Origin of the sequence: Xanthobacter sp. NM-59 (assembly GCF_021401125.1) — a bacterium.
Taxonomy (GTDB): Bacteria; Pseudomonadota; Alphaproteobacteria; order Rhizobiales; family Xanthobacteraceae; genus Xanthobacter.
In genome coordinates, this window is record NZ_JACBFQ010000004.1 from 16,397 (window position 1) to 35,594 (window position 19,198).

The 19,198-nt window shown below is 68.2% G+C and carries 13 protein-coding genes; 5 read left to right on the plus strand and 8 right to left on the minus strand.

The features are described from left to right. Window positions 1-2: 2 nt before the first annotated feature. The 4 genes from L0966_RS09690 (at window position 3) to L0966_RS09705 (ending at window position 4,811) form a co-directional block, all read left to right on the plus strand. Entirely contained in the window at window positions 3-1,259 is a 1,257-nt protein-coding gene (locus L0966_RS09690; protein ID WP_234051704.1) for a D-amino acid dehydrogenase, read from the plus strand. Window positions 1,260-1,835: 576 nt separating this feature from the next. After that, window positions 1,836-2,585, plus strand: a complete 750-nt coding sequence (locus L0966_RS09695) for a sulfite exporter TauE/SafE family protein (protein WP_234051705.1) — start codon at window positions 1,836-1,838, stop codon at window positions 2,583-2,585. Window positions 2,586-2,602: 17 nt separating this feature from the next. Continuing rightward, a complete protein-coding gene (locus tag L0966_RS09700) occupies window positions 2,603-3,364 on the plus strand; it encodes an SDR family NAD(P)-dependent oxidoreductase (protein ID WP_234051706.1) in 762 nt (253 codons plus the stop codon). A 67-nt stretch (window positions 3,365-3,431) separates the two neighbouring features. Further along, window positions 3,432-4,811, plus strand: coding sequence for an aspartate aminotransferase family protein (locus L0966_RS09705; protein WP_234051707.1), 1,380 nt, complete (start codon window positions 3,432-3,434; stop codon window positions 4,809-4,811). A gap of 127 nt (window positions 4,812-4,938) precedes the next feature. Here L0966_RS09705 and L0966_RS09710 read toward each other — a convergent pair whose 3' ends face one another. The 8 genes from L0966_RS09710 to L0966_RS09745 all read right to left on the minus strand — a co-directional run bounded on the left by L0966_RS09710 (window position 4,939) and on the right by L0966_RS09745 (window position 17,839). Then, window positions 4,939-6,351, minus strand: a complete 1,413-nt coding sequence (locus L0966_RS09710) for an amidase (RefSeq protein ID WP_234051708.1) — start codon at window positions 6,349-6,351, stop codon at window positions 4,939-4,941. 442 nt (window positions 6,352-6,793) lie between these two features. Then, the gene (locus tag L0966_RS09715; RefSeq protein ID WP_234051709.1) at window positions 6,794-8,560 is read right to left on the minus strand and encodes a methyl-accepting chemotaxis protein; all 1,767 of its coding nucleotides are present in this window, start codon (window positions 8,558-8,560) and stop codon (window positions 6,794-6,796) included. A 719-nt stretch (window positions 8,561-9,279) separates the two neighbouring features. After that, window positions 9,280-11,385, minus strand: a complete 2,106-nt coding sequence (locus L0966_RS09720) for an FAD-dependent oxidoreductase (protein WP_234051710.1) — start codon at window positions 11,383-11,385, stop codon at window positions 9,280-9,282. Between the two features lie 106 nt (window positions 11,386-11,491). Further along, window positions 11,492-12,988, minus strand: a complete 1,497-nt coding sequence (locus L0966_RS09725; RefSeq protein ID WP_234051711.1) for an aldehyde dehydrogenase — start codon at window positions 12,986-12,988, stop codon at window positions 11,492-11,494. 15 nt (window positions 12,989-13,003) lie between these two features. After that, window positions 13,004-13,678: a DUF1028 domain-containing protein gene (locus L0966_RS09730; protein WP_234051712.1), complete on the minus strand. Its 675-nt coding sequence runs from the start codon at window positions 13,676-13,678 to the stop codon at window positions 13,004-13,006. A 4-nt stretch (window positions 13,679-13,682) separates the two neighbouring features. Further along, window positions 13,683-14,099 (minus strand): RidA family protein, encoded by a 417-nt coding sequence (locus L0966_RS09735; protein ID WP_234051713.1) that lies wholly within the window; start codon window positions 14,097-14,099, stop codon window positions 13,683-13,685. 96 nt (window positions 14,100-14,195) lie between these two features. Continuing rightward, window positions 14,196-15,482: an NAD(P)/FAD-dependent oxidoreductase gene (locus L0966_RS09740; protein ID WP_234051714.1), complete on the minus strand. Its 1,287-nt coding sequence runs from the start codon at window positions 15,480-15,482 to the stop codon at window positions 14,196-14,198. A gap of 254 nt (window positions 15,483-15,736) precedes the next feature. After that, window positions 15,737-17,839, minus strand: a complete 2,103-nt coding sequence (locus tag L0966_RS09745) for an NAD(P)-binding protein (RefSeq protein ID WP_234051715.1) — start codon at window positions 17,837-17,839, stop codon at window positions 15,737-15,739. Window positions 17,840-18,003: 164 nt separating this feature from the next. Between L0966_RS09745 and argE the strand changes: the two genes are divergently transcribed. Next, window positions 18,004-19,158, plus strand: coding sequence for an acetylornithine deacetylase (gene argE / locus L0966_RS09750; protein WP_234051716.1), 1,155 nt, complete (start codon window positions 18,004-18,006; stop codon window positions 19,156-19,158). Window positions 19,159-19,198 lie beyond the last annotated feature (40 nt).

Here is a 19,198-nt window from a genome sequence, read left to right on the forward strand (position 1 = left end):
CCATGAAGGTCATTGTTCTGGGTAGCGGCGTGGTGGGCACCACCACCGCATATTTCCTTGCCCGCGCCGGCCACGAGGTGGAGGTGATCGAGCGCAAGGAGGGGCCGGCCCTGGAAACCAGCTTCGCCAATGCGGGCGAGGTCTCGCCCGGCTATTCCTCGCCGTGGGCGGCTCCCGGCATTCCCTGGAAAGCGGTGAAGTGGATGTTCGCCCGCCACGCGCCCCTGGTCATCCGCCCCACCCTCGATCCGAGGATGTGGAGCTGGATGCTGAAGATGCTCGCCAATTGCAATGCTGCCGCCTACGCCGTGAACAAGGGGCGGATGGTGCGCATTGCCGAATATAGCCGCGACGTGCTGCGGGAGCTGCGGGCGCAGACCGGCATTCATTATGACGAGCGCAGCCAGGGCACGCTGGAGGTGTTCCGCAATCAGAAGCAGATCGATTCCATCGCCGGCGACCTCAAGGTGCTCGATTCCTTCGGCGTGCCCTATGAGGTGCTGGACCGGGCCGGCTGCATCGCCGCCGAGCCGGGGCTCGGCCTGGTGGGTGAGAAGATCCTGGGCGGCCTGCGCTTGCCTGGGGACGAGACCGGCGATTGCTTCCTGTTCACCCAGCGCCTGGCGGAGATCTCCAAGGGCCTGGGCGTGACCTATCGCTTCGGCACCGGCATCGAGCGCATCGTGGCGTCGGGCGGGCGGGTGAGCGGCGTCGTCACCTCCGCCGGCACCCTGCGGGCGGATGCGGTGGTGGTGGCGCTGGGGAGCTGGTCGCCCGATCTCGTGCGGCCGCTGGGCTTCTCTTTGCCGGTCTATCCGGTGAAGGGCTATTCCCTCACCCTGCCTATCGTGGATGCCGACGCGGCCCCGGTATCGACGGTGATGGACGAGGCCCATAAGGTGGCCATCACCCGCCTCGGCGACCGCATCCGCGTGGCGGGCATGGCGGAGATCTGCGGCTTTGACCTGAAGCTGCGCGAGCAGCGCCGGGCCACGGTGGCGCATGTGGTATCGGACCTGTTCCCCAAGGGCGGCGATCTCGCCAAGGCGGAATTCTGGTGCGGCCTTCGGCCCATGACGCCGGACGGCACGCCGGTGATCGGCGCCACCTCCTGCAAGGGCCTGTTCCTGAACACCGGCCACGGCACGCTCGGCTGGACCATGGCCTGCGGCTCGGCCCGTCTGCTGGCCGACATCATGTCCGAGCGCAAGCCCGACATCTCCACCGAGGGCCTGGATTTGGGCCGCTACGCCGCCTGAAAAGCCTGTCGCGAAATGCCCGTGTGGTGTTCGTCACGCGGGCCGAGATTCAAGGCGCACCGGCCTTCCATGAGTGCCCGACCAGCCCCGCGAGCGCCCGCGCATTCGCGGGGTTTTTCGTTTGCGTTTTGCCTCGCGCTGCTCCTGCTCGGCCGCGTTGCCGCTTGGGCCTGAACCCTGGCATGTGGGCCGGTGGCCCCGTCATTGACCGCCGACTGGACCTTATGCCCACGGCCGATCGCACCACAAATGGGAGCCACGATCCAACAGGCGCAACGCGCGCCGGAAGAAAGGGCGCCCGCCATGGGACGATCCGGAACGAACGTCCGCGCCAGCGGCTGAGGCACATCCCCCGTTGCACGGGCGGGATGGCCCTAGCGCATTGATTCGAAATGATTTGTTGCGCGCGCCCGGGCTTCCCACCCGCTTGAAGACGCTTGACGTTCGGTCTGAAGGCCGCCGTTGCGCGCTCCGCTCCGCGGCGTCCGGCCACTGCGCCGGCCGCGTTCCCCCGCACCCCTTCGCATGTCTTCTGATCGCCGCCGCGCGATGTTCCGGGACCAGGTGCCGAATTCCATGTCCATGCTTCTTTTCGGCGGCATCTCCTTCCTGGCCGCGGCCTTTCGTGGACTGACCGGCTTCGGCTACGCGCTCATCGCGGCGCTGGGCCTGTTCATCTTTCCGTCGCCGGCCGATGGCGTCGCCTTCATCCTCTTCATCGACCTGGTGTTGACGGTTCTCCTCCTGCTGGATCGGGACCATGGCCGGGTGGATTGGCCGGTGACGCGGCTGCTGCTGGTCATGGGGGCCGCCGGGGCGCTGTGCGGCAGCCTGCTGGCGGTCCATCTCGACGACCAGACGTCCAAGCAGGTTGTCGCCCTCGCCATCTTCCTCGCGGCGTGCGTGGCCATGATCCGCCGGCCGCCCGCGTGGCTGCGGCACACCGCCTTCGGCGCCGGCATCGCCTTCCTGGTGGGCGGGCTGCTCGCCGCCTTCGCCGTCGGGGGGCCGCTGATCGCCGCATGGCTGCTGGCGCGCAGTTCCGACCGGCGCCTGGTGAAGGGCACGCTGGCCGTCTTCTTCGGCGCGGTGGATGCGCTGAGCCTTCTGGCGCGCGGGATCGTCGGCGCGCTGGGCCCGGACCTTCCCGACCACATCGCGGTCTATGCCCTGCCCACCTTCGCGGGTTTCGCGCTCGGCCGCGCTTTGAGCAGCCGCATGGGCTTCGAGACCTGGCGCCGCATTTCGACCGGGGGCCTTCTCGCCATCGCCGCCGCCGGCCTCATTCAGACCGTCCTCGCGCTCAGCCGGGACCTCCTCCCATGAAAATGAAGGGCGACAGAATGTCGAAGATCGCACTTGTGACGGGCGCCACCGCCGGCTTCGGCGACGCCATCGCGCACCGCCTGGTGGGTGATGGCTGGCGCATCATCGCCACCGGCCGGCGCCGCGAGCGGCTGGAGGCGCTGGTGGCCGAGCTGGGCGGGCCACGGGTGGTGCACGCGCTCGCCTTCGATATCCGCGACGAAGCCGCCACCAAGGCGGCCCTCGCCGGGCTGCCCGAGGACTTCCGGCCGATTTCCGCGCTGGTGAACAATGCCGGCCTCGCACTGGGGACGGGGGGCGCGCAGGACAGCGACCTCGACCAGTGGAAAATGATGATCGACACCAATGTGACGGGCCTCGTCACCATCACCCGGCTGGTGCTGGATCAGCTCATCGCCACGCGGGGCGTCATCGTCAATCTCGCCTCCATCGCGTCCAACTGGCCCTATCCCGGCAGCAACGTCTATGGGGGCACCAAGGCCTTCGTGCGCCAGTTCTCCCTGGGCCTGCGCTGCGACCTGTCGCGGCACGGGGTGCGGGTGACCTCGCTGGAGCCGGGCCTCTCGGAGAGCGAGTTCACCCTGGTGCGCACCGGCGGCGACCAGGCCGCCTATGACGCCCTTTATGCCGGCGCCAACGCGCTCCAGCCCCGGGACATCGCGGAGGCGGTGCGCTGGGTCGTCTCGCTGCCCGCCCATGTGAACGTGAACAGCCTGGAAATCATGCCGGTGAGCCAGTCCTGGGCGCCCTTCGCGGTGCATCGGGCGTCGGCGAGCTGAGCCGCGCCCTGCTTTGAAATTCAGGCCGCGCATCGCCGCGGGCCATCCCCATGCAAGGAGAAGATCGATGAACGGAAGCCTCCGGTCGAATGACATGCAAGAGGTGATCGAGGCCGACCGGGCCCATGTCTGGCATCATTTGTTCCAGCACAAGGCGTTCGAGACCACCGACCCGCGCGTGTTCGTGGAAGGCAAGGGCATGCGGCTGTGGGACGCCACCGGCCGCGAATTCCTGGATGCCGTCTCCGGCGGTGTGTGGACGGTGAATGTGGGCTATGGCCGCGCCAGCATCGCCGATGCGGTGCGCGACCAGCTGGTGAAGCTGAACTATTTCGCGGGTTCGGCGGGCTCCATTCCGGCGGCCCTGTTCTCCCAGCGGCTCATCGAGAAGATGCCGGGCATGACCCGCGTCTATTATTCGAACTCCGGTTCCGAGGCGAACGAGAAGGTGTTCAAGATGGTGCGCCAGATCGCGCACCGGCACCATGGCGGGCGCAAGTCCAAGATCCTGTTCCGTGAGCGGGATTATCATGGCACCACGCTCGGCACCCTGGCCGCCTGCGGCCAGCCCCAGCGCGCCGAGCAGTATGGCCCGTTCCCGGCCGGCTTCGTGGAAGTGCCGCACTGCCTCGAATATCGCAGCCAGTTCGGCAAGGTGGACAATTACGGCGAGATGGCCGCCGATGCCATCGAGCAGGTGATTTTGCGCGAGGGGCCGGACACTGTCGGCGCCCTCTGCCTGGAGCCCATCACCGCCGGCGGTGGCGTCATCACCCCGCCCGCCGGATATTGGGAGAAGGTGCAGGACATCTGCCAGCGCCACTCCGTGCTGCTGCACATCGACGAGGTGGTGTGCGGCGTGGGGCGCACGGGCGCCTGGTTCGGCTACCAGCACTATGGGATCAAGCCGGACTTCGTGACCATGGCGAAGGGGGTGGCCTCGGGCTACGCGGCCATTTCCTGCACTACCTCCACCGAGGAGGTGTTCAACCTCTTCAAGGATGACCCGGCCGATCCCATGTCGTTCTTCCGCGACATTTCCACCTTCGGAGGCTGCGTGGCGGGGCCGGCGGCGGCGCTGGAGAACATGCGCATCATCGAGGACGAGAACCTGCTGGAGAACGCCCGCAACATGGGCATGCGCCTGATGGACGGCCTGAACGCCCTTTCGGAGCGCCATGCCGCCATCGGCGAGGTGCGCGGCAAGGGCCTGTTCTGCGGCGCCGAACTGGTGGCGGACCGGGCCACCCGCGAGCCCGCCGACGAAAAGCTTGTCCAGGCGGTGGTGGCGGACTGCATGGCCCATGGCGTCATCATTGGCGCCACCAACCGCTCGCTGCCGGGCTACAACAATACCCTGTGCCTCAGCCCCGCCTTGATCGCCTCCGCCGACGACATCGACCGGATCGTGGAGGCCATCGACGGGGCCCTGTCCCGCGTGTTCTGAACAGCGCCGGGGCGCTGCCCCGGCCGCTCCCGCCGCGCCTTGGGCCGAAAATACAGAGGGCCGGGATCGTCATCGGCGATCCCGGCCCTCTGTTTCTGGAAAGGATGCGAAGGCGCCGCGGCCGTCTTCAGAGCGCGCCGGTCTTGAACGGCAGGATGGCCTCGTACGCCTTGGCGAAGGCGAGCAAGGCGCGGTCGTCGCGCGGGCGGCCGATGAGCTGCATGCCCATGGGCAGCCCCTCCCGGAAGCCCACCGGCACGCTGATGACCGGGCACCCCGAGAGGGTGGCGGGCACGATCACTTCCATCCAGCGATGGTAGCTGTCCATGGCGCGGGCGCCGATGGCGCGCGGCCAGGTGGTCTCCGCCGCGAATGGGAACACCTGCGCCGAGGGGATGGCCAGCACGTCGAACGTATCGAAAAGGCGGCAGACCTCCCCATACCAGCGCCCGCGCGCCTGGATCGCGGCCGACACGTCCGCGGCGCTGAGGGCCAGCCCGCCTTCCACTTCCCAAATGGCTTCGGGCTTGAGCAGGGGCCGCTTTTGCGGATCCTCATAGAGGGGCTTGAGGCGGGCGAGCTGGTTGAATTGCCTCAGCACCACGAAGGTGCGCCACAGCTCCTCGAAGTCGAAGCGCGGGGTGATGGCCTCCACCTTCGCGCCCATGGCATCCATGGACTTGAGGGCGCTCTCGCACAGCTCGATGATGCCGTTCTCGAACGGCAGGTGGCCGCCAAGATCGCCGAGCCAGCCCACGCGTGGGGCCGTGGGCGCCACGAGATCGCCGAAGAGGGGATGGGCCGGGTCGAGGGAGAGGGGCGCGCGCCGATCATAGCCGGCCATCACCTCCAGCAGCAAAGCGAGGTCCTCGACCGTGCGGGCCATGGGACCATCGGTGCTGAGCTGGCCGAAATAGGGGTCGGCCGCCGGCCAGGACGGAACCCGGCCCTGCGACGGGCGAAAGCCGAAGATGTTGTTGTAGGCCGCCGGATTGCGCAGCGAGCCGCCGAAGTCGCTGCCATCAGCCGCCGGAACCATCCCCAGCGCCAGCGCCACCGCCGCTCCGCCGCTCGATCCGCCGGAGGTGCGGGAAGGGTCGAAGGCGTTGCGCGTTGCGCCGAAGACGGGATTGTAGGTCTGCGAGCCGAGGCCGAATTCCGGCGTGTTGGTCTTGCCGATGATCAGCGCGCCGGCGGCCCTCAGGCGCTCCACCAGCAGCGAATCCGTCTGCGGGACGAAGTCCGCGTAAATGGGCGAGCCGAATGTGGTGCGCAGGCCGCGCGTGGGGCTCAGATCCTTCACCGCCAACGGCAGGCCGTGGAGCGGACCGAGCGGCGAGCCCGCCGCCACCTGGGCATCGGCGGCCTCTGCCTCGCGCAGCAGCTGCTCGCGCGGACGCAGCGAGACCACGGCGTTGTAGGTGGGGTTGAGGGCCTCGATGCGGTCGAGAAAGGCGGCGACGATCTCGCGGCTCGAAGCCTGCCGGCCGTGAACCAGGCGGCTGAGAGGCGCGGCGCCCAATTCATGAAATGCAGTCATGTGGGATGGCTCGTCGTTCGGATGGGATCTGTGATGGGCCGGGGTAGCCCGCCATTGTGCCCAGTCCAAGCCCGTTCGTCGGAATTCTCCAGATCCAGACACGCCCGAAGCACGGGTCCACGCCCGCGCGCGTTGGGGGCGCTGGGCCCAGGTGACCTCAGAACATTCCCCGCTTCGCGGAACAGGCGGTACCCGGCGGCGTGTTGCCTTGACGCGCCCCCTCCCTCTCCCGCTTGTCGGGCAGGGGCAGGGGCAGGGGCAGGCGTGGTGGCAGATGAACGCCGCGCCCCAGTGAACGCCTTCCGCCCCGACGAGCTGCCGCGCGTTCAAAGCCGGCATTCTGAATAATCGGGAGCATCCCGGCTCCCTCCCGCATCCCCCCGCAGATGGGAGAGGGAGGGAGATGCTTGCCAAACCCCGTCGCCGGAAGGCCGATCCGCTCCTACAGCTTGTAGGAGCTGCGGAAGGCGCCCCAATGGCGGCCGGCGATGAAGATGGGGGCATCCACCTCGCGCATCATCACCACCTCGTTTCCCATCTGCCGGGCATAGACCTGCACCAGATAGGGCTTGGTGTTGCGTGCCGCCAGCAGGCCCGCACGGTCGTCGAAGATGCGACGGTTGCGGCAGTTGGCGTTGTTCCACACCGGGTCGCCTGCCCGCTGGGGCTTGGAATAGCGGGCATTGTGCACCGGCAGGTAGCCGTTGATGTCCACCGCGACGCAGAATGCGAGGCTGCGGTCTTCCTCGACAATCGCCTCGATCAGGGTGGGTAGCAGCCGCTCCAGCAGCGGCAGGGATGGCGTCACCATCTGCTGGGGGTCGGTGCCGGGCACCGGCTGGTAGTGGGTATCGAACAATTCTTCCTGCGAGATCAGCCTTTTCCTCAAGGCCTCTTCCAGGGCCAGCTGGATCTTCTCGGCGGCGGCCGTGGCGCGGGCGATGGCGGGGGCCGCATCATGGGCGAGGGCGGCGATGCGCGCGATGACCGCAGGTGCTGCCTGATCGTCGAAGGCGATGTGGCAGCCCAGTTCGCTGAGCCCCACCACCCGCCCGGAGAGGGTGCCCATGCCGGCCAGTTCCAGCCGCACCGTGTTGCCAACCACGGGCGCCGGCGACAGGGCGGCAAGCAGCACGCCGCCCTGGGAGAGGTCCAGCGTCCTCACGCTTTGGCTGGAGCCCGCGAAGCTGATGTGGCCGGGGATTTCCACCGGCCAGCGCTCGAAGCGGCGGCGATCGCCCATGGCGGTCTGCCGCAGCACGCTGAGCAGGTGGCGCGACATCTCACGCACCCCATCGGCCACCTTGCCGGTGCTTCGCTCGATCTCGGCGCCGGTTTCCGCCGCGGCGCCGGTGGCGGCGCGGATGGATTCGGCGCGGGTCGCCACCGTCTCCGCGAACCGCTCCACGGCCTCCGCGCTCTGGCGGATCTCGTCCATGGTCGCCACCTGTCCGGCGACCGCATCGGCCACCCGCGCCGCCACCGGGCTGATCTCCGCGATGGTGCTGCTGACCCGCCCAATGGCCTGGTCGCTGGACTTGGCGGCGGCGTCCAGGCGCTCGATCTTCTGGGAGATGTCGGCGGTCGCCTTCTGGGTCTGGCCGGCCAGCGACTTCACCTCGTTCGCGACCACGGCGAAGCCGGCGCCCGCCGATCCCGCCCGCGCCGCCTCGATGGAGGCGTTGAGGGCCAGAAGGTTGGTCTGGCGCGCAATGTCCGCGATCAGCGCCACGATGGCCTGGATCTGGGTGATCGCGCCGTGCAGTTCCTGGGTCGCGGTGACCACGTCACGGCTGGCCGCCTCGGCCTCGCCGGCGAGCCGCCCCGATTCCTGGGCCTGGCGGCCGATCTCGAAGGTGGTTTCCGCAAAGGCCCCGATGGCCCGGGCAAGGCCGGCCGCATCCTCCTTGGCGGAGGCGGTTTCCGCGGTCATCTCCTCGCTGTCGCCGCGGATGCGCTCCATGTCGCGCACGCCGGCGGCGGCGCTCGCGCGCATCTCGGCGCCCGCACTCGCAAGCTTGCTCTCCGCGCGCCGGATGTCGGCTTCCAGCAGGATGATGAGATTATCGTCCCTGCGGGCGGCGTGCGCCGGCGCCGCTTCCGCTGGCGCCGCTTCCGCTGGCGCCGGTTCTTCGGGCGCCGGTTTGCTCGTCGGCTGTGCCGCGGCAATGTCGACCCTGGCCGTATTCCTTGCCGGAAATCCCCACATCAGAGTGTTCCCCCTCCTCAGTGAATGGGGCGCCGGCGAGCGGGTCGGTCCGCTGCGCACGCACCCATTCCCTCGCCCGCTGGCGCCTCTTTGCGGGCGCCATGGGGGCGTTTCAGCGCGCAGCCTACCCATCTCCCGCCACCGGTTTCAAGCGCGCGCAGGCGTTGCCGACTTTCGTCGAATACGCGCTGCGGGGCGAGACGCGCCCTCCGGCTGTCATGCGCGGACAATGGGGACCGAGCGGCGCGCTTCCCCCCTGTCCGAGCTCTGATGCGTCCTTTGCCGGCGCATCATTTGCGGGAGAGGGTGGCCGGCGCGCCGCCCTTCAACCGTGGCTCGGCGCTGTGCCGGCGAGCGGTCCGCCGCTCCAGGGATCGAGGCCGCCACCCAATGCCGTGCCTCGATGCCGGGAGCCTTGAACGCCGGCACAACGCGAGCCGATGGCAGGGGAGCACTCTTTGCCGGGGGCGGCAACGCGGGAAGCTTCAGATATGGAGTGAAGCGGCCTTCTGCGTGCATTGCGGCGCGGCATTGCACGCCGGCTATCATGCGGCGCGCGATCCTCCCAGCGCCGACGGCGCCGGTCTCAGGAGATGCGCGAGACGGTGCGGGGCAGATGGCAAGGTTGTCTTGCTCAGGGACAGGCAGCAGTGTCTTCAGGCGAAGTGGAGTTCGCCTCGCCTGAAGAATATGCGTGGCGTGACTATCCGCGTTTTCTCTCAGTGTCCTGAGACGGACGGATGATGCAGCGGCCCGAGCTCCGTCACCTCGCGCTGGAACGGCAGGTCGTCTCCGAGATCGGGCATGTCGAGCTCGCGGGCATAGCGGTGACCGGCATACGTCGCCCAGGCGATGGGCGCGGGTGCGGCCGCGTCGCCGATGATCTTCACCGATTTGATTCCCGCATCGGCCCAGTCATCGCGCCTCGACAACAGATCCTGATAGAGCTGATCTTCGCCGATGCGCGAGGCGACCATCACCACGCCGTCGCAGGGCAGCGGCCGGCGCGCGTCCGTATAGGTGCAGTTGGTCTCCACCGCACCGGCCGCGATGGCCGTGACACCGGTGTTGAGGCGGATCTCGACCCCCAGGCCGGCCAGGCGCACATGGATGGCGCCCTGCTCCAGCGTGTTGCGCGTCCAGTCGGACACGTAGGCGGCGGGGGTGATGAGGATGACGTGCGCTCCAGCCTTGGCCATGACTTCGGCCAGCACGCCGCCCATGTAATAATGGTCGTCGTCATAGACCACGATGGTCTTGCCGCTCAGATTCTCCGGATAGGCGCCGGCCATGATGTCGTCGGGCGTCCAGACCGGCATGGCGGCATCCATCGGCATCGCCACCACATGCTGGCGCGCCACCCCGTCGCGCCGCCAGCGCGAGCCGGTGGCGATAGCCACGTGCTCGAAGCCGAACGCCATGATGTCGTCGGCGGAAAGGTGGCTGTCGAAATAGGTTTCGACATTGGAGCGCTGGGAAATCTGATACTGGCGGTAGTCGACCACGCGGCCCCAGGCGGAAAGGCCGGGCAGCAGCCGTTCGCGGGCGACACGGCCGCCCAGCGTGGTGCCGGCTTCCGCCATGGCCACATCATAGCCGCGCAAGGCGAGGGCGCGCGTGGCCTCCAGCCCGGCGGGGCCGGCGCCCACCACCAGCACGTTCGCGCTGTCGCCCTTGGGGTTCATCCGCTCGGGATGCCAGCCCTTGCGCCATTCTTCCATGAAGGTGGGGTTCTGCGTGCAGCGGCTGATGGACATGGTCATGTCGCCGGTGATGCAGATGTTGCAGCCGATACACTCGCGAATATCTTCGATCCGCCCTTCCTCGACTTTCTTCGGTAAGAAAGGATCGGCAATGGAGGGGCGCGCGCAGCCGATGAAATCGAGCACGCCCTGGCGGATCATGCGCGCCATCACATCGGGCGAGGTGAAGCGGCCGACGCCCACCACGGGGCGCGAGGACAGCTCGCGGATGCCCTTCACCAGCAGTTCCTGGGCGCCTTCCTCCTTGAAGCGGGAGGGGCCGGAGCAGTCTTCCCAGGTGCCGTGGGCGAGGTCCCACAGGTCCGGCAGATCGGCATTCATCTCGACATATTCGCGCACCTCGGCATTGGAGAAGCCGAGATCGCCGATGCTCTCGTCAAGGCTCACGCGCATGGTGATGGCCATGGTGTCGCCCACCGCATCGCGAATGTCGGCAACCACTTCCTGGGCGAAGCGCGAGCGGTTCTCCAGGCTGCCGCCGTATTCGTCGGTGCGCTGGTTGGTGGCGCGGGACAGGAAGTGCTGGAAGATGCCGAAGCCGTGGGCGCCGTAGAGGCAGATCAGGTCGAAGCCGGCGCCCTTCGAGCGCCGGGCGGCGTTCACGAACCAGCGCCGCAGGTTACAGATGTCCGTGCGGTCGAGCGCGCGGGCCTGGACGGGATCGTTGGTAAAGGTGCGGATGGGCAAGGCGGAAGGCGCGAGCGGCACCTCCTTGGTGTAGAAGTTCGGCCCGTTAATGCCGGAATATGCGAGCTGGATGCCCGCCAGGGCCCCGTGGGTCTTCATCGCCTCCGACATCCGCCGCAGGCCGGGAATATCCTTGTCCTCCCATAGCCGCAGCTCGATGAAGGGGGTGATCTCGGAGGTGTGGTGCATCTCCGTCTGCTCGGTGAAGATGACGCCCCACCCGCCCTCGGACTTAATGCCGCGCATGGCTGCCGCGGCCGACGGGTCGCGATAGCCGCCGCCATTGCAGTGCGGCACCTGATAGAAGCGGTTCTTCGCCGTCAGCGGGCCGATCCGGCAGGGCTCGAAGAGGATATCGTATCGCGCGTCGCGCATTGCAGATGTTCCTGGCACCCTCGGTCGAGCGGCGCTGGGTGGAAAGAGGGGCCGGCGGCGGCCGCCGGCCGAACAGGAGTTGGGAAGAAGGGCAGGGAGAGGCCGTTCAGATCTTGTATTTGATCCAGGTGGTCTTGAGCGCCGTGTATTTCTCCAGCGAATGCAAGGAGAGATCGCGGCCGAACCCGGATTGCTTCATGCCGCCGAAGGGCGTCTGGGCCGAAAGCGCATCCACCGTGTTGACGGAGACGGTGCCCACGTGGAGCTGCTCGGACACGCGCAGCGCGCGGCTGAGATTGTCGGTCCACACCGAGGCGGCAAGGCCGTAGATGGAATCGTTGGCCATTCGGATGGCCTCCTCTTCCGTGTCGAAGGCGATGACGGACAGAACCGGGCCGAAGATTTCGTCCCGCGCCAGCGGGTCGTCGGGGCGCACGTCCTCGAAGATGGTGGGCGCCACGAAGCAGCCTTTGCCCTCAACGTGCACGCGCTCACCGCCGGCGACGAGGTTGGCGCTGGCCTTGCCGGCCTCGATGAAGCGCAGGATGCCCTGGGTCTGCTTCTCATCCACGATCGCGCCCATGCGCGAGGCGGGGTCGAGGGGGTCGCCCGGCTGGGCCGCCTTGGCGCGGGCGATCAGCTTTTCCACCAGCGCGTCCTTGATGGAGCGCTCCACATAAAGCCGGGAATTGGCGGAACACACCTCGCCCTGGTTGAAGAAGATACCGAAGGCGGCCATGTCGGCGGCGGCATCCAGATCCCCGCAATCGGCGAAGATGATGTTGGGGCTCTTGCCGCCGGTCTCGGGCCACACCTGCTTCAGGTTCGACTGCCCCGAATACTGCATGAACATCTTGCCGACTTCGGTGGAGCCGGTGAAGGCGAGACAGTCCACGTCCATGTGCAGCCCCAGGGCCTTGCCTGCCGTGGCGCCATAGCCCGGAACCACGTTGAACACGCCGTCGGGAATGCCGGCCTCCGCCGCCAGCTCGGCCAGCCGGAGGGCGGAAAGGGGCGATTGCTCGGCCGGCTTCAGCACCACGGAATTGCCCGCCGCCAGCGCCGCGGAGCTTTTCCAGGTGGCCATGTCGAGGGGAAAGTTCCACGGCACCACGGCGCCCACCACGCCCAGCGGCACCCGGCGCACCAGCGCGAGATCGCCACGGGCGGTGGGCGCGACTTCGTCATAGACCTTGTCGATGGCCTCGGCATACCACTGGAAGAAGTGGGCCGAGCCGGGGGCGTCGATGGTGGCGGCGTCGGTCACCAGCTTGCCCATGTCGAGGCTGTCGAGCAGGGCCATTTCCTCGAGATTGGCGCGGATCAGCTCGGCCAGGCGCAGCAGCACCGCTTTGCGGTCTCCCGGCGCCATGCGCGACCAGCGCCCGTCCTCGAACGCGCGCCGGCCGGCCGCCACCGCGCGGTCGATATCGGCGGCGCCACAGGCGGCGACCTTCGCCAGCACCTCGCCGGTGGCGGGGTTGATGCTGTCGAAGGTCTCGCCCGAGAGGGCGTCGACGAACTTGCCGTCGATGAAAGCCTGTCGGCGGAAGGTGATCTGCGCGGCGCGCGCCTTCCAGTCCTCACGGGTGTGGTTCGCCATGGCTGCCTTCCTCTGTCACTCGTCGCCGGGAACGCCGTAGGACGGGGCTTCCCGCGGGTCGAGGGCGCGCTGGATATAGGCGCCCATCTGCGGCTTGTAGATGGTCCACGCGGTGGCGAGGGCCTCGATGGGGCAATCCTCGGTCCAGTCGCAGCGCAGGTCCGCGATCGGCCAGGACACCTTGTCGACGACCTTGAGGCCGGCCGAGTGCACCGGTCCGGCCTCGCCGCCGGCAGCCAGGCCGGCCTTGAGGGCGGCCAGCAGCCGGTCTCCCAGATGGCCCGTGGCCGCCTGGAACGCGTCCACCATGGCTTGCGGAACCTCGCTGTCAGCCAGCAGGTTGCCGCCAGCCGCGACGTTCTCCCCCCAGGCCTCCGCCCACAGGCCGAGGGCCTTGGCCCCGGAGTGGATGGCCGCGCCGCCGTCGCGGTCCACTGCCAGAACCTGGCGATAGTCCAGGAACTGGCTGCGCCGGCGCACCTCGGCGATGGCCTCGCGGGCGCTCATGCCGGACTCCAGCAGATCGAGCGTGAGCGGGCCCAGGGAAGGGTCCGTCACGTTCTGCGAGGCCACCGCGCCGACGCCCGCGCGGGCGAAGGAGCAGCGCGCGGCCACCGCCGGCGACGACGAGGAGATGGCGAGGCCGAACATGCCGGTTTCGGCGCACCGGGCGACCAGGGAGAAGGTCATCGTGTCACTCCGGAATGACGGCGGTTCCGTCGATTTCCACCAGCCAGTCGGGCCGGGCGAGGGCGCTCACCACCAGCCCGGTGGAGACGGGGTGAACGCCCTTGATGTATTCGCCCATGGTCCGGTAGACGGCCTCGCGATGGCGCACATCTGTAATGTAGACCACCACCTTGACCAGATGCTCCATGGTGCCGCCCGCCTCTTCGATGAGCTGCTTCATGTTCTGCATGACCTTGTGGGTCTGCTCCACCGGGTCGTGGCTGTTGATGTTGACGGCGTCGTCGAGATTCTGCGGGCACTGGCCGCGCAGCCACACGATCTTGCCGCCCTGGGTCACGACCGCCTGGGCAAGGTCGTTGTCCAGCTTCTGCTCGGGATAGGTGTCCTTGGTGTTGAACTTGCGAATTCGGGTGTGCGCCATTTCGCTCTCCGATGCTGATGGATGCGCCGAAGCCCATGGGCGCTGCGCCCAGGGTTTCGGCGGGATGGTGTCTTTGGCGGGATCGGCCCCTCGCGCTCAGGCGGGTTCCATCTCGCGCCGGGCGGAGCTGTGATACTCCATGTACTTGCGCTGGATCACGATCTGGTCTGCCAGATACTTGGCATCGTGCCACGCGCCCCAGATGAAGCTGGAACCGCGCCGCGACTGCCACGGCAGGCCGAGGAAATAGATGCCCGCTTCGGTGGAAACGCCGCGCTGGTGCTTCGGCCTTCCATTGGCGTCGAAGGCGTTCACCTTCATCCAGCTATAGTCCACCGCGAAGCCGGTGGCCCAGATGATGGTGGTGATGCCGGCCTTGGCGAGATCGAGGGACAAAATGGGGTTCGTCACGCACTCGGAATCGGGAACGCTCATGCGCGCTTCCGGCTCCTCCGGCAGATCGAGGCCGTTGCGGGCGATATAGGCGTCAGCCTCGTCCAGCAGGGCGCGGTTGTCGGCGTCGCCCATCGCCAGATTCTGGGCGAGGTCGGGGGCAAACGTCATGGCGCCGTCCTGATAGGCCAGGGTGCGGCCCACCAGGGTCATGCCCTGCGCGGCAAGGCGGCGGAAGTCGATGGTGTGGCCGCCATGGGCGCCGCTGACGGCGATGGTCACATGCTCCTTGCCGGGCTCCTGGGCGGCGGCGTCCCACTTGCCGAGCACGCCCAGCCACCACACGAAGTCACGGCCGCGATAGCTGCGCGGCGGCCGGTCGTGGGGGCCGACAGAGAGATAGACGCGCTTGCCGGCGGCCAGCAGTTCCTCGGCGATCTGCACGCCAGAGGAGCCCGCGCCCACCACCAGCACAGCCCCTTCGGGGAGCTGGCCGGGGTTGCGGTAGGAAACCGAATGCATCTGCGTCAGGCCGGCGGCGGTGGGCACGACGGCGGGGATGATGGGCCGCTGGAAGGGGCCGGTGGCGGCCACCACGCGCTGGGCCTCGATCACCCCGGCGGAGGTCTCCACGCGGAAACCGGGGCGACCCTCGTTCCGCTCCACCTTCAGCACCTCGACGCCGCACCGCACGGGGGCCTCTATCTTCTTGGCATAGGCCACGAAATAATCGGCCACCGTTTCCTTGGGCACGAACACGTCCGGCCCCATGGCGGGGTCGATCTCGGAGAAGTCCAGGTCGGGGAAGCGGTCGTGCCAGGCCGGGCCGTTGGCCACCAGCGAATCCCACCGCTCCGAGCGCCAGCGCTCGGCAATGCGCGAACGCTCCAGCACGAGATGCGGCACGCCATTTCTCCGCAAATGCTCGCTCATGGCCAGTCCGGCCTGGCCCGCGCCGATGACCAGCGTGTCCGTCTTCTCAACCGACATCTCTCAACCCTCGTTCGCCCTCGAAGAATTCCGGATGAAATCCCGAGGTTTGATCGACAACCTAGCGGCCGCGCTGGATCATAAAAAATATGATTTTCTGCTGTAGTGCTTCGGATATCCCTAAACACGTATCAGCGTGCTTTGGCGTTGCTTGCCATGCGCCAGGCACGCGTCATCGCGCCGGGGCCAGGGGGCTCCAGCGCGGCATGGGAACGGGGCAACGGGCGCCGGGGCAACGCCCGGCGCCTTCGGCATCAATGGGCGGCGGCCCAGGGCAGGGGGCCGGCGTCGAGGCCCGCCACCTCGCGGCGGAAGGGCAGGTCGTCGAGGCCGCGCGGCGGGGCGTCCAGCTCCTCGGCGAAGCGGCGGCCCGCCCACACGGCGGCGGCGATGGTGCCCGGTGCCAGTGCGTCGCCCACGCGGGTCACCGATTGAAGGCCGGCATCGGCCCATTCGGTCCGGCGTGCTTCCAGCTCCTCCGCCAGCCCCTTCTGCGGCAGGCGCGCGGTGACGAGCACGATGGAGGCGCAGGCGCGCCGCTCCGTGCGGCCCGAATAGACGCAGGCAAGCTCGATCTCGCCCTTGTCCACCCGCGTGGGCAAGCGATGGGGCACGATGGTGACCCCCACCTCCATCAGCCGCGCCTGCACGAAGTGCTGCTCCATGGTCATCTTCATCCAGGTGGAGGCCTCGCCATTGGCGGTGACCAGCGCCACCTCATGGCCCTCGCGCGCCAGCAGCTCGGCCAGCACGCCGCCCATGTAATAATGGTCGTCGTCGAAGACGATCACGGGTCCGGCACCGGGGCGGCGGCCGGCCATCAGGTCGTCGGGCGTCAGCACCGCCACGCCCTCGGCCAGGGGCAGGGGCTTCAAGAGGCGGCGGCCGATGCCGTCGGCCCGCCATTTCGAGCCGGTGGCCACCGCCACATGGGCGAAGCCGAAGCCCAAGACGTCTTCCGCCGTCAGCCGGCTTTCGCGATAAACCTCCACATTGGTCATGGGGTCGATCTGGCCCACGCGGTAGTCCACCACCCGGCCCCAGGCGGAAAGGCCGGGCAGGCGGCGCTCCGCCACCAGGCGGCCACCGAGGTCGCGGGTGGCCTCGGCCAGCGCCACCTCATAGCCGCGTCGCCCCAGCATCATGCTCGCTTCAAGACCGGCGGGGCCGGCGCCCACCACCAGCACCTTGGCCTCGCTCTCCTTGGCGCGGATGCGCTCGGGATGCCAGCCGCGCCGCCATTCCTCACCCATGGAGGGGTTCTGGGTGCAGCGGATGGGCGTGGTCGTGTGGTCGCCGGAAACGCACATGTTGCAGCCGATGCATTCCCGGATGTCCTCCATGCGCCCTTCCTCCACCTTCTTCGGCAGGAAGGGGTCGGCGATGGAGGGGCGCGCGGCGCCCACGAGGTCCAGGATGCCCTGGCGGATCATGCGCACCATGGTGTCGGGCGAGGTGAAGCGCCCCACGCCCACCACCGGCTTGGTGGTGAGCTTCTTCACACCGGTGACGAATGGCTCCTGATAGCCCTCGTCGGCGAAGCGGGAGGTCTGGCTGTCATTGTCCCAGCTGGAGAGAGTGAGGTCCCACAGGTCCGGCACCTCGGCCAGATGGGAGATGATGTCCCGCGCCTCGGCCGCATGCAGGCCCTCCGGCCCGATCAGTTCGTCGACCGAGATACGGCAGGCCACGCCCATGGTGTCGCCCACGGCGTCCTTGGTGTCCTCGATCAGCTCCTTCAGGAGCCGGCAGCGGTTCTCGAGGCTGCCGCCATATTCGTCGGTGCGGTTGTTGTAGCGCCGGGAGAGGAAGAACATGGCGCCGCCGAACAGCTTGCCGGCATAGATGTAAGTGATGTCGTAGCCGGCCTTTTTCGCCCTGAGCGCGGCGGCGCGGTGCCAGTGGCGCAGGTTGCGGATGTCGGTCTTGTCCATGGCCCGGGCCTGGACCGGATCGTCATAGATGGAGAACACCGGCAGGTCGGCCGGGCCGAAGGGGATTTCGCGCGAATAGAGGTTCGGCGCGTTCATGCCGTTGTGCGCGAGCTGGAGGCCGGCGAGCGCGCCATGGGCGTGCACCGCATCGGCCATGCGGGCGAGGGCCGGCACGTCCTGATCGGACCAGTTGCGCAGCTCGATGAAGGGCGCGATGTCGCCGGTGGGGTGAATTTCCACCTGTTCCGTGCACACCACGCCCCAGCCGCCTTCCGCCTTGATGGCGCGCATGGTGGCGAGCGCGGTGGGGTCGCGATAGCCCATGCCGTTGCAGTGGGGCACCTGGTAGAAGCGGTTACGGGTGGTGACAGGGCCGATCTTCACCGGCTCGAACAGGATGTCGTAACGGGGATCGCGGGGCACGCGGCGGCTCCTCCGGAGCGTTCTGGAAGGTCTGGCAAAAGCTAACGGTGGGCCGGCGCCATCGAAATTCGCTTTTTTCTAAGCTCTGGTTCGGGAGTTCCGAGATCGATGCCGGCGGCATGGCTGTTAAAGCTCAACGCGGCCCATCGTCCCGGAGACGTTCCATGTCCGCCCGATCCCTCGATCTTCTCGAACGGCTGATCGCCTTTCCCACCGTGTCGTCCGCCTCCAACCGGGAGCTGGTTTCCTTTGTGGTGGCGTTCCTGGCGGAGCGCGGCATCGAGGCGATGCTGGTACCCAATGCCGATGGCACCAAGGCCAATCTGTTCGCCACCATCGGTCCCCGGGACAAAGGCGGCGTCATGCTCTCGGGCCACACGGACGTGGTTCCCGTGGAAGGCCAGGCCTGGACCGGCGACCCGTTCCGGCTGCGGGAGGAAGGCGGGCGCCTGCTGGGGCGCGGCACCACGGACATGAAGGGCTTCCTGGCCTGCGCCCTCGCTGCGGCCGACCGTGCCGCGCGCATGGAGCTGGCGGTGCCTCTGCACCTCGCCTTCTCCTATGACGAGGAAATCGGCTGCGTGGGGGTGCGCGGGCTGCTGGATGCGCTGGCAAGGGCGCCGTTTCGGCCGGAAATGGCGATCATCGGGGAGCCCACCTCCATGCGCATCGCCACCGGCCACAAGGGCAAGACGGCGCTGCGGGCCCTGTGCTGCGGCCGCGAGGCCCATTCCGCGCTCGCGCCCACGGCGCTCAACGCCATCCACCTCGCGGCCGATTACGTGGAAAAGATCCGCGCCCGGCAGGCGCTCTACGCGGACCGGGGCGCGCGCGACACGGCCTATGACGTGCCCTACACCACCCTCCATGTGGGGCGCATCCAGGGCGGAACCGCGCTCAACATCGTGCCCAATGCCTGCACGCTGGAGCTGGAATTCCGCAACCTCGCGCAGGACGATCCCGCCACCCTGCTCGCGGAGCTGGAGGCCGACGCCGAGGCGGTCGCCCGGCCGTGGAAAGCGGAGTTTCCCGAAGCGGCGGTGCGGCTGGAGGCGACCAACAGCTATCCGGGCCTCGCCACGGCCGATGACGAGCCGGTGGTGGCCTTCGCCCAGTCGCTCACCGGCGCCAATGCGCGCATCAAGCTGGCGTTCGGCACCGAGGGCGGGCTGTTCCGCACCCGCCTGTCCATCCCCACCGTGGTGTGCGGCCCTGGCTCCATGGACCAGGGCCACAAGCCGGACGAATGGGTTTCCAAAGACCAGATCGCCGCCTGCGACAGCTTCATGGATGCGCTTCTGGCGCGGCTGGCAGCCTGAGGACGTTGGTTCGGGCTTTCCGAACCATTGGAGAGGAAAG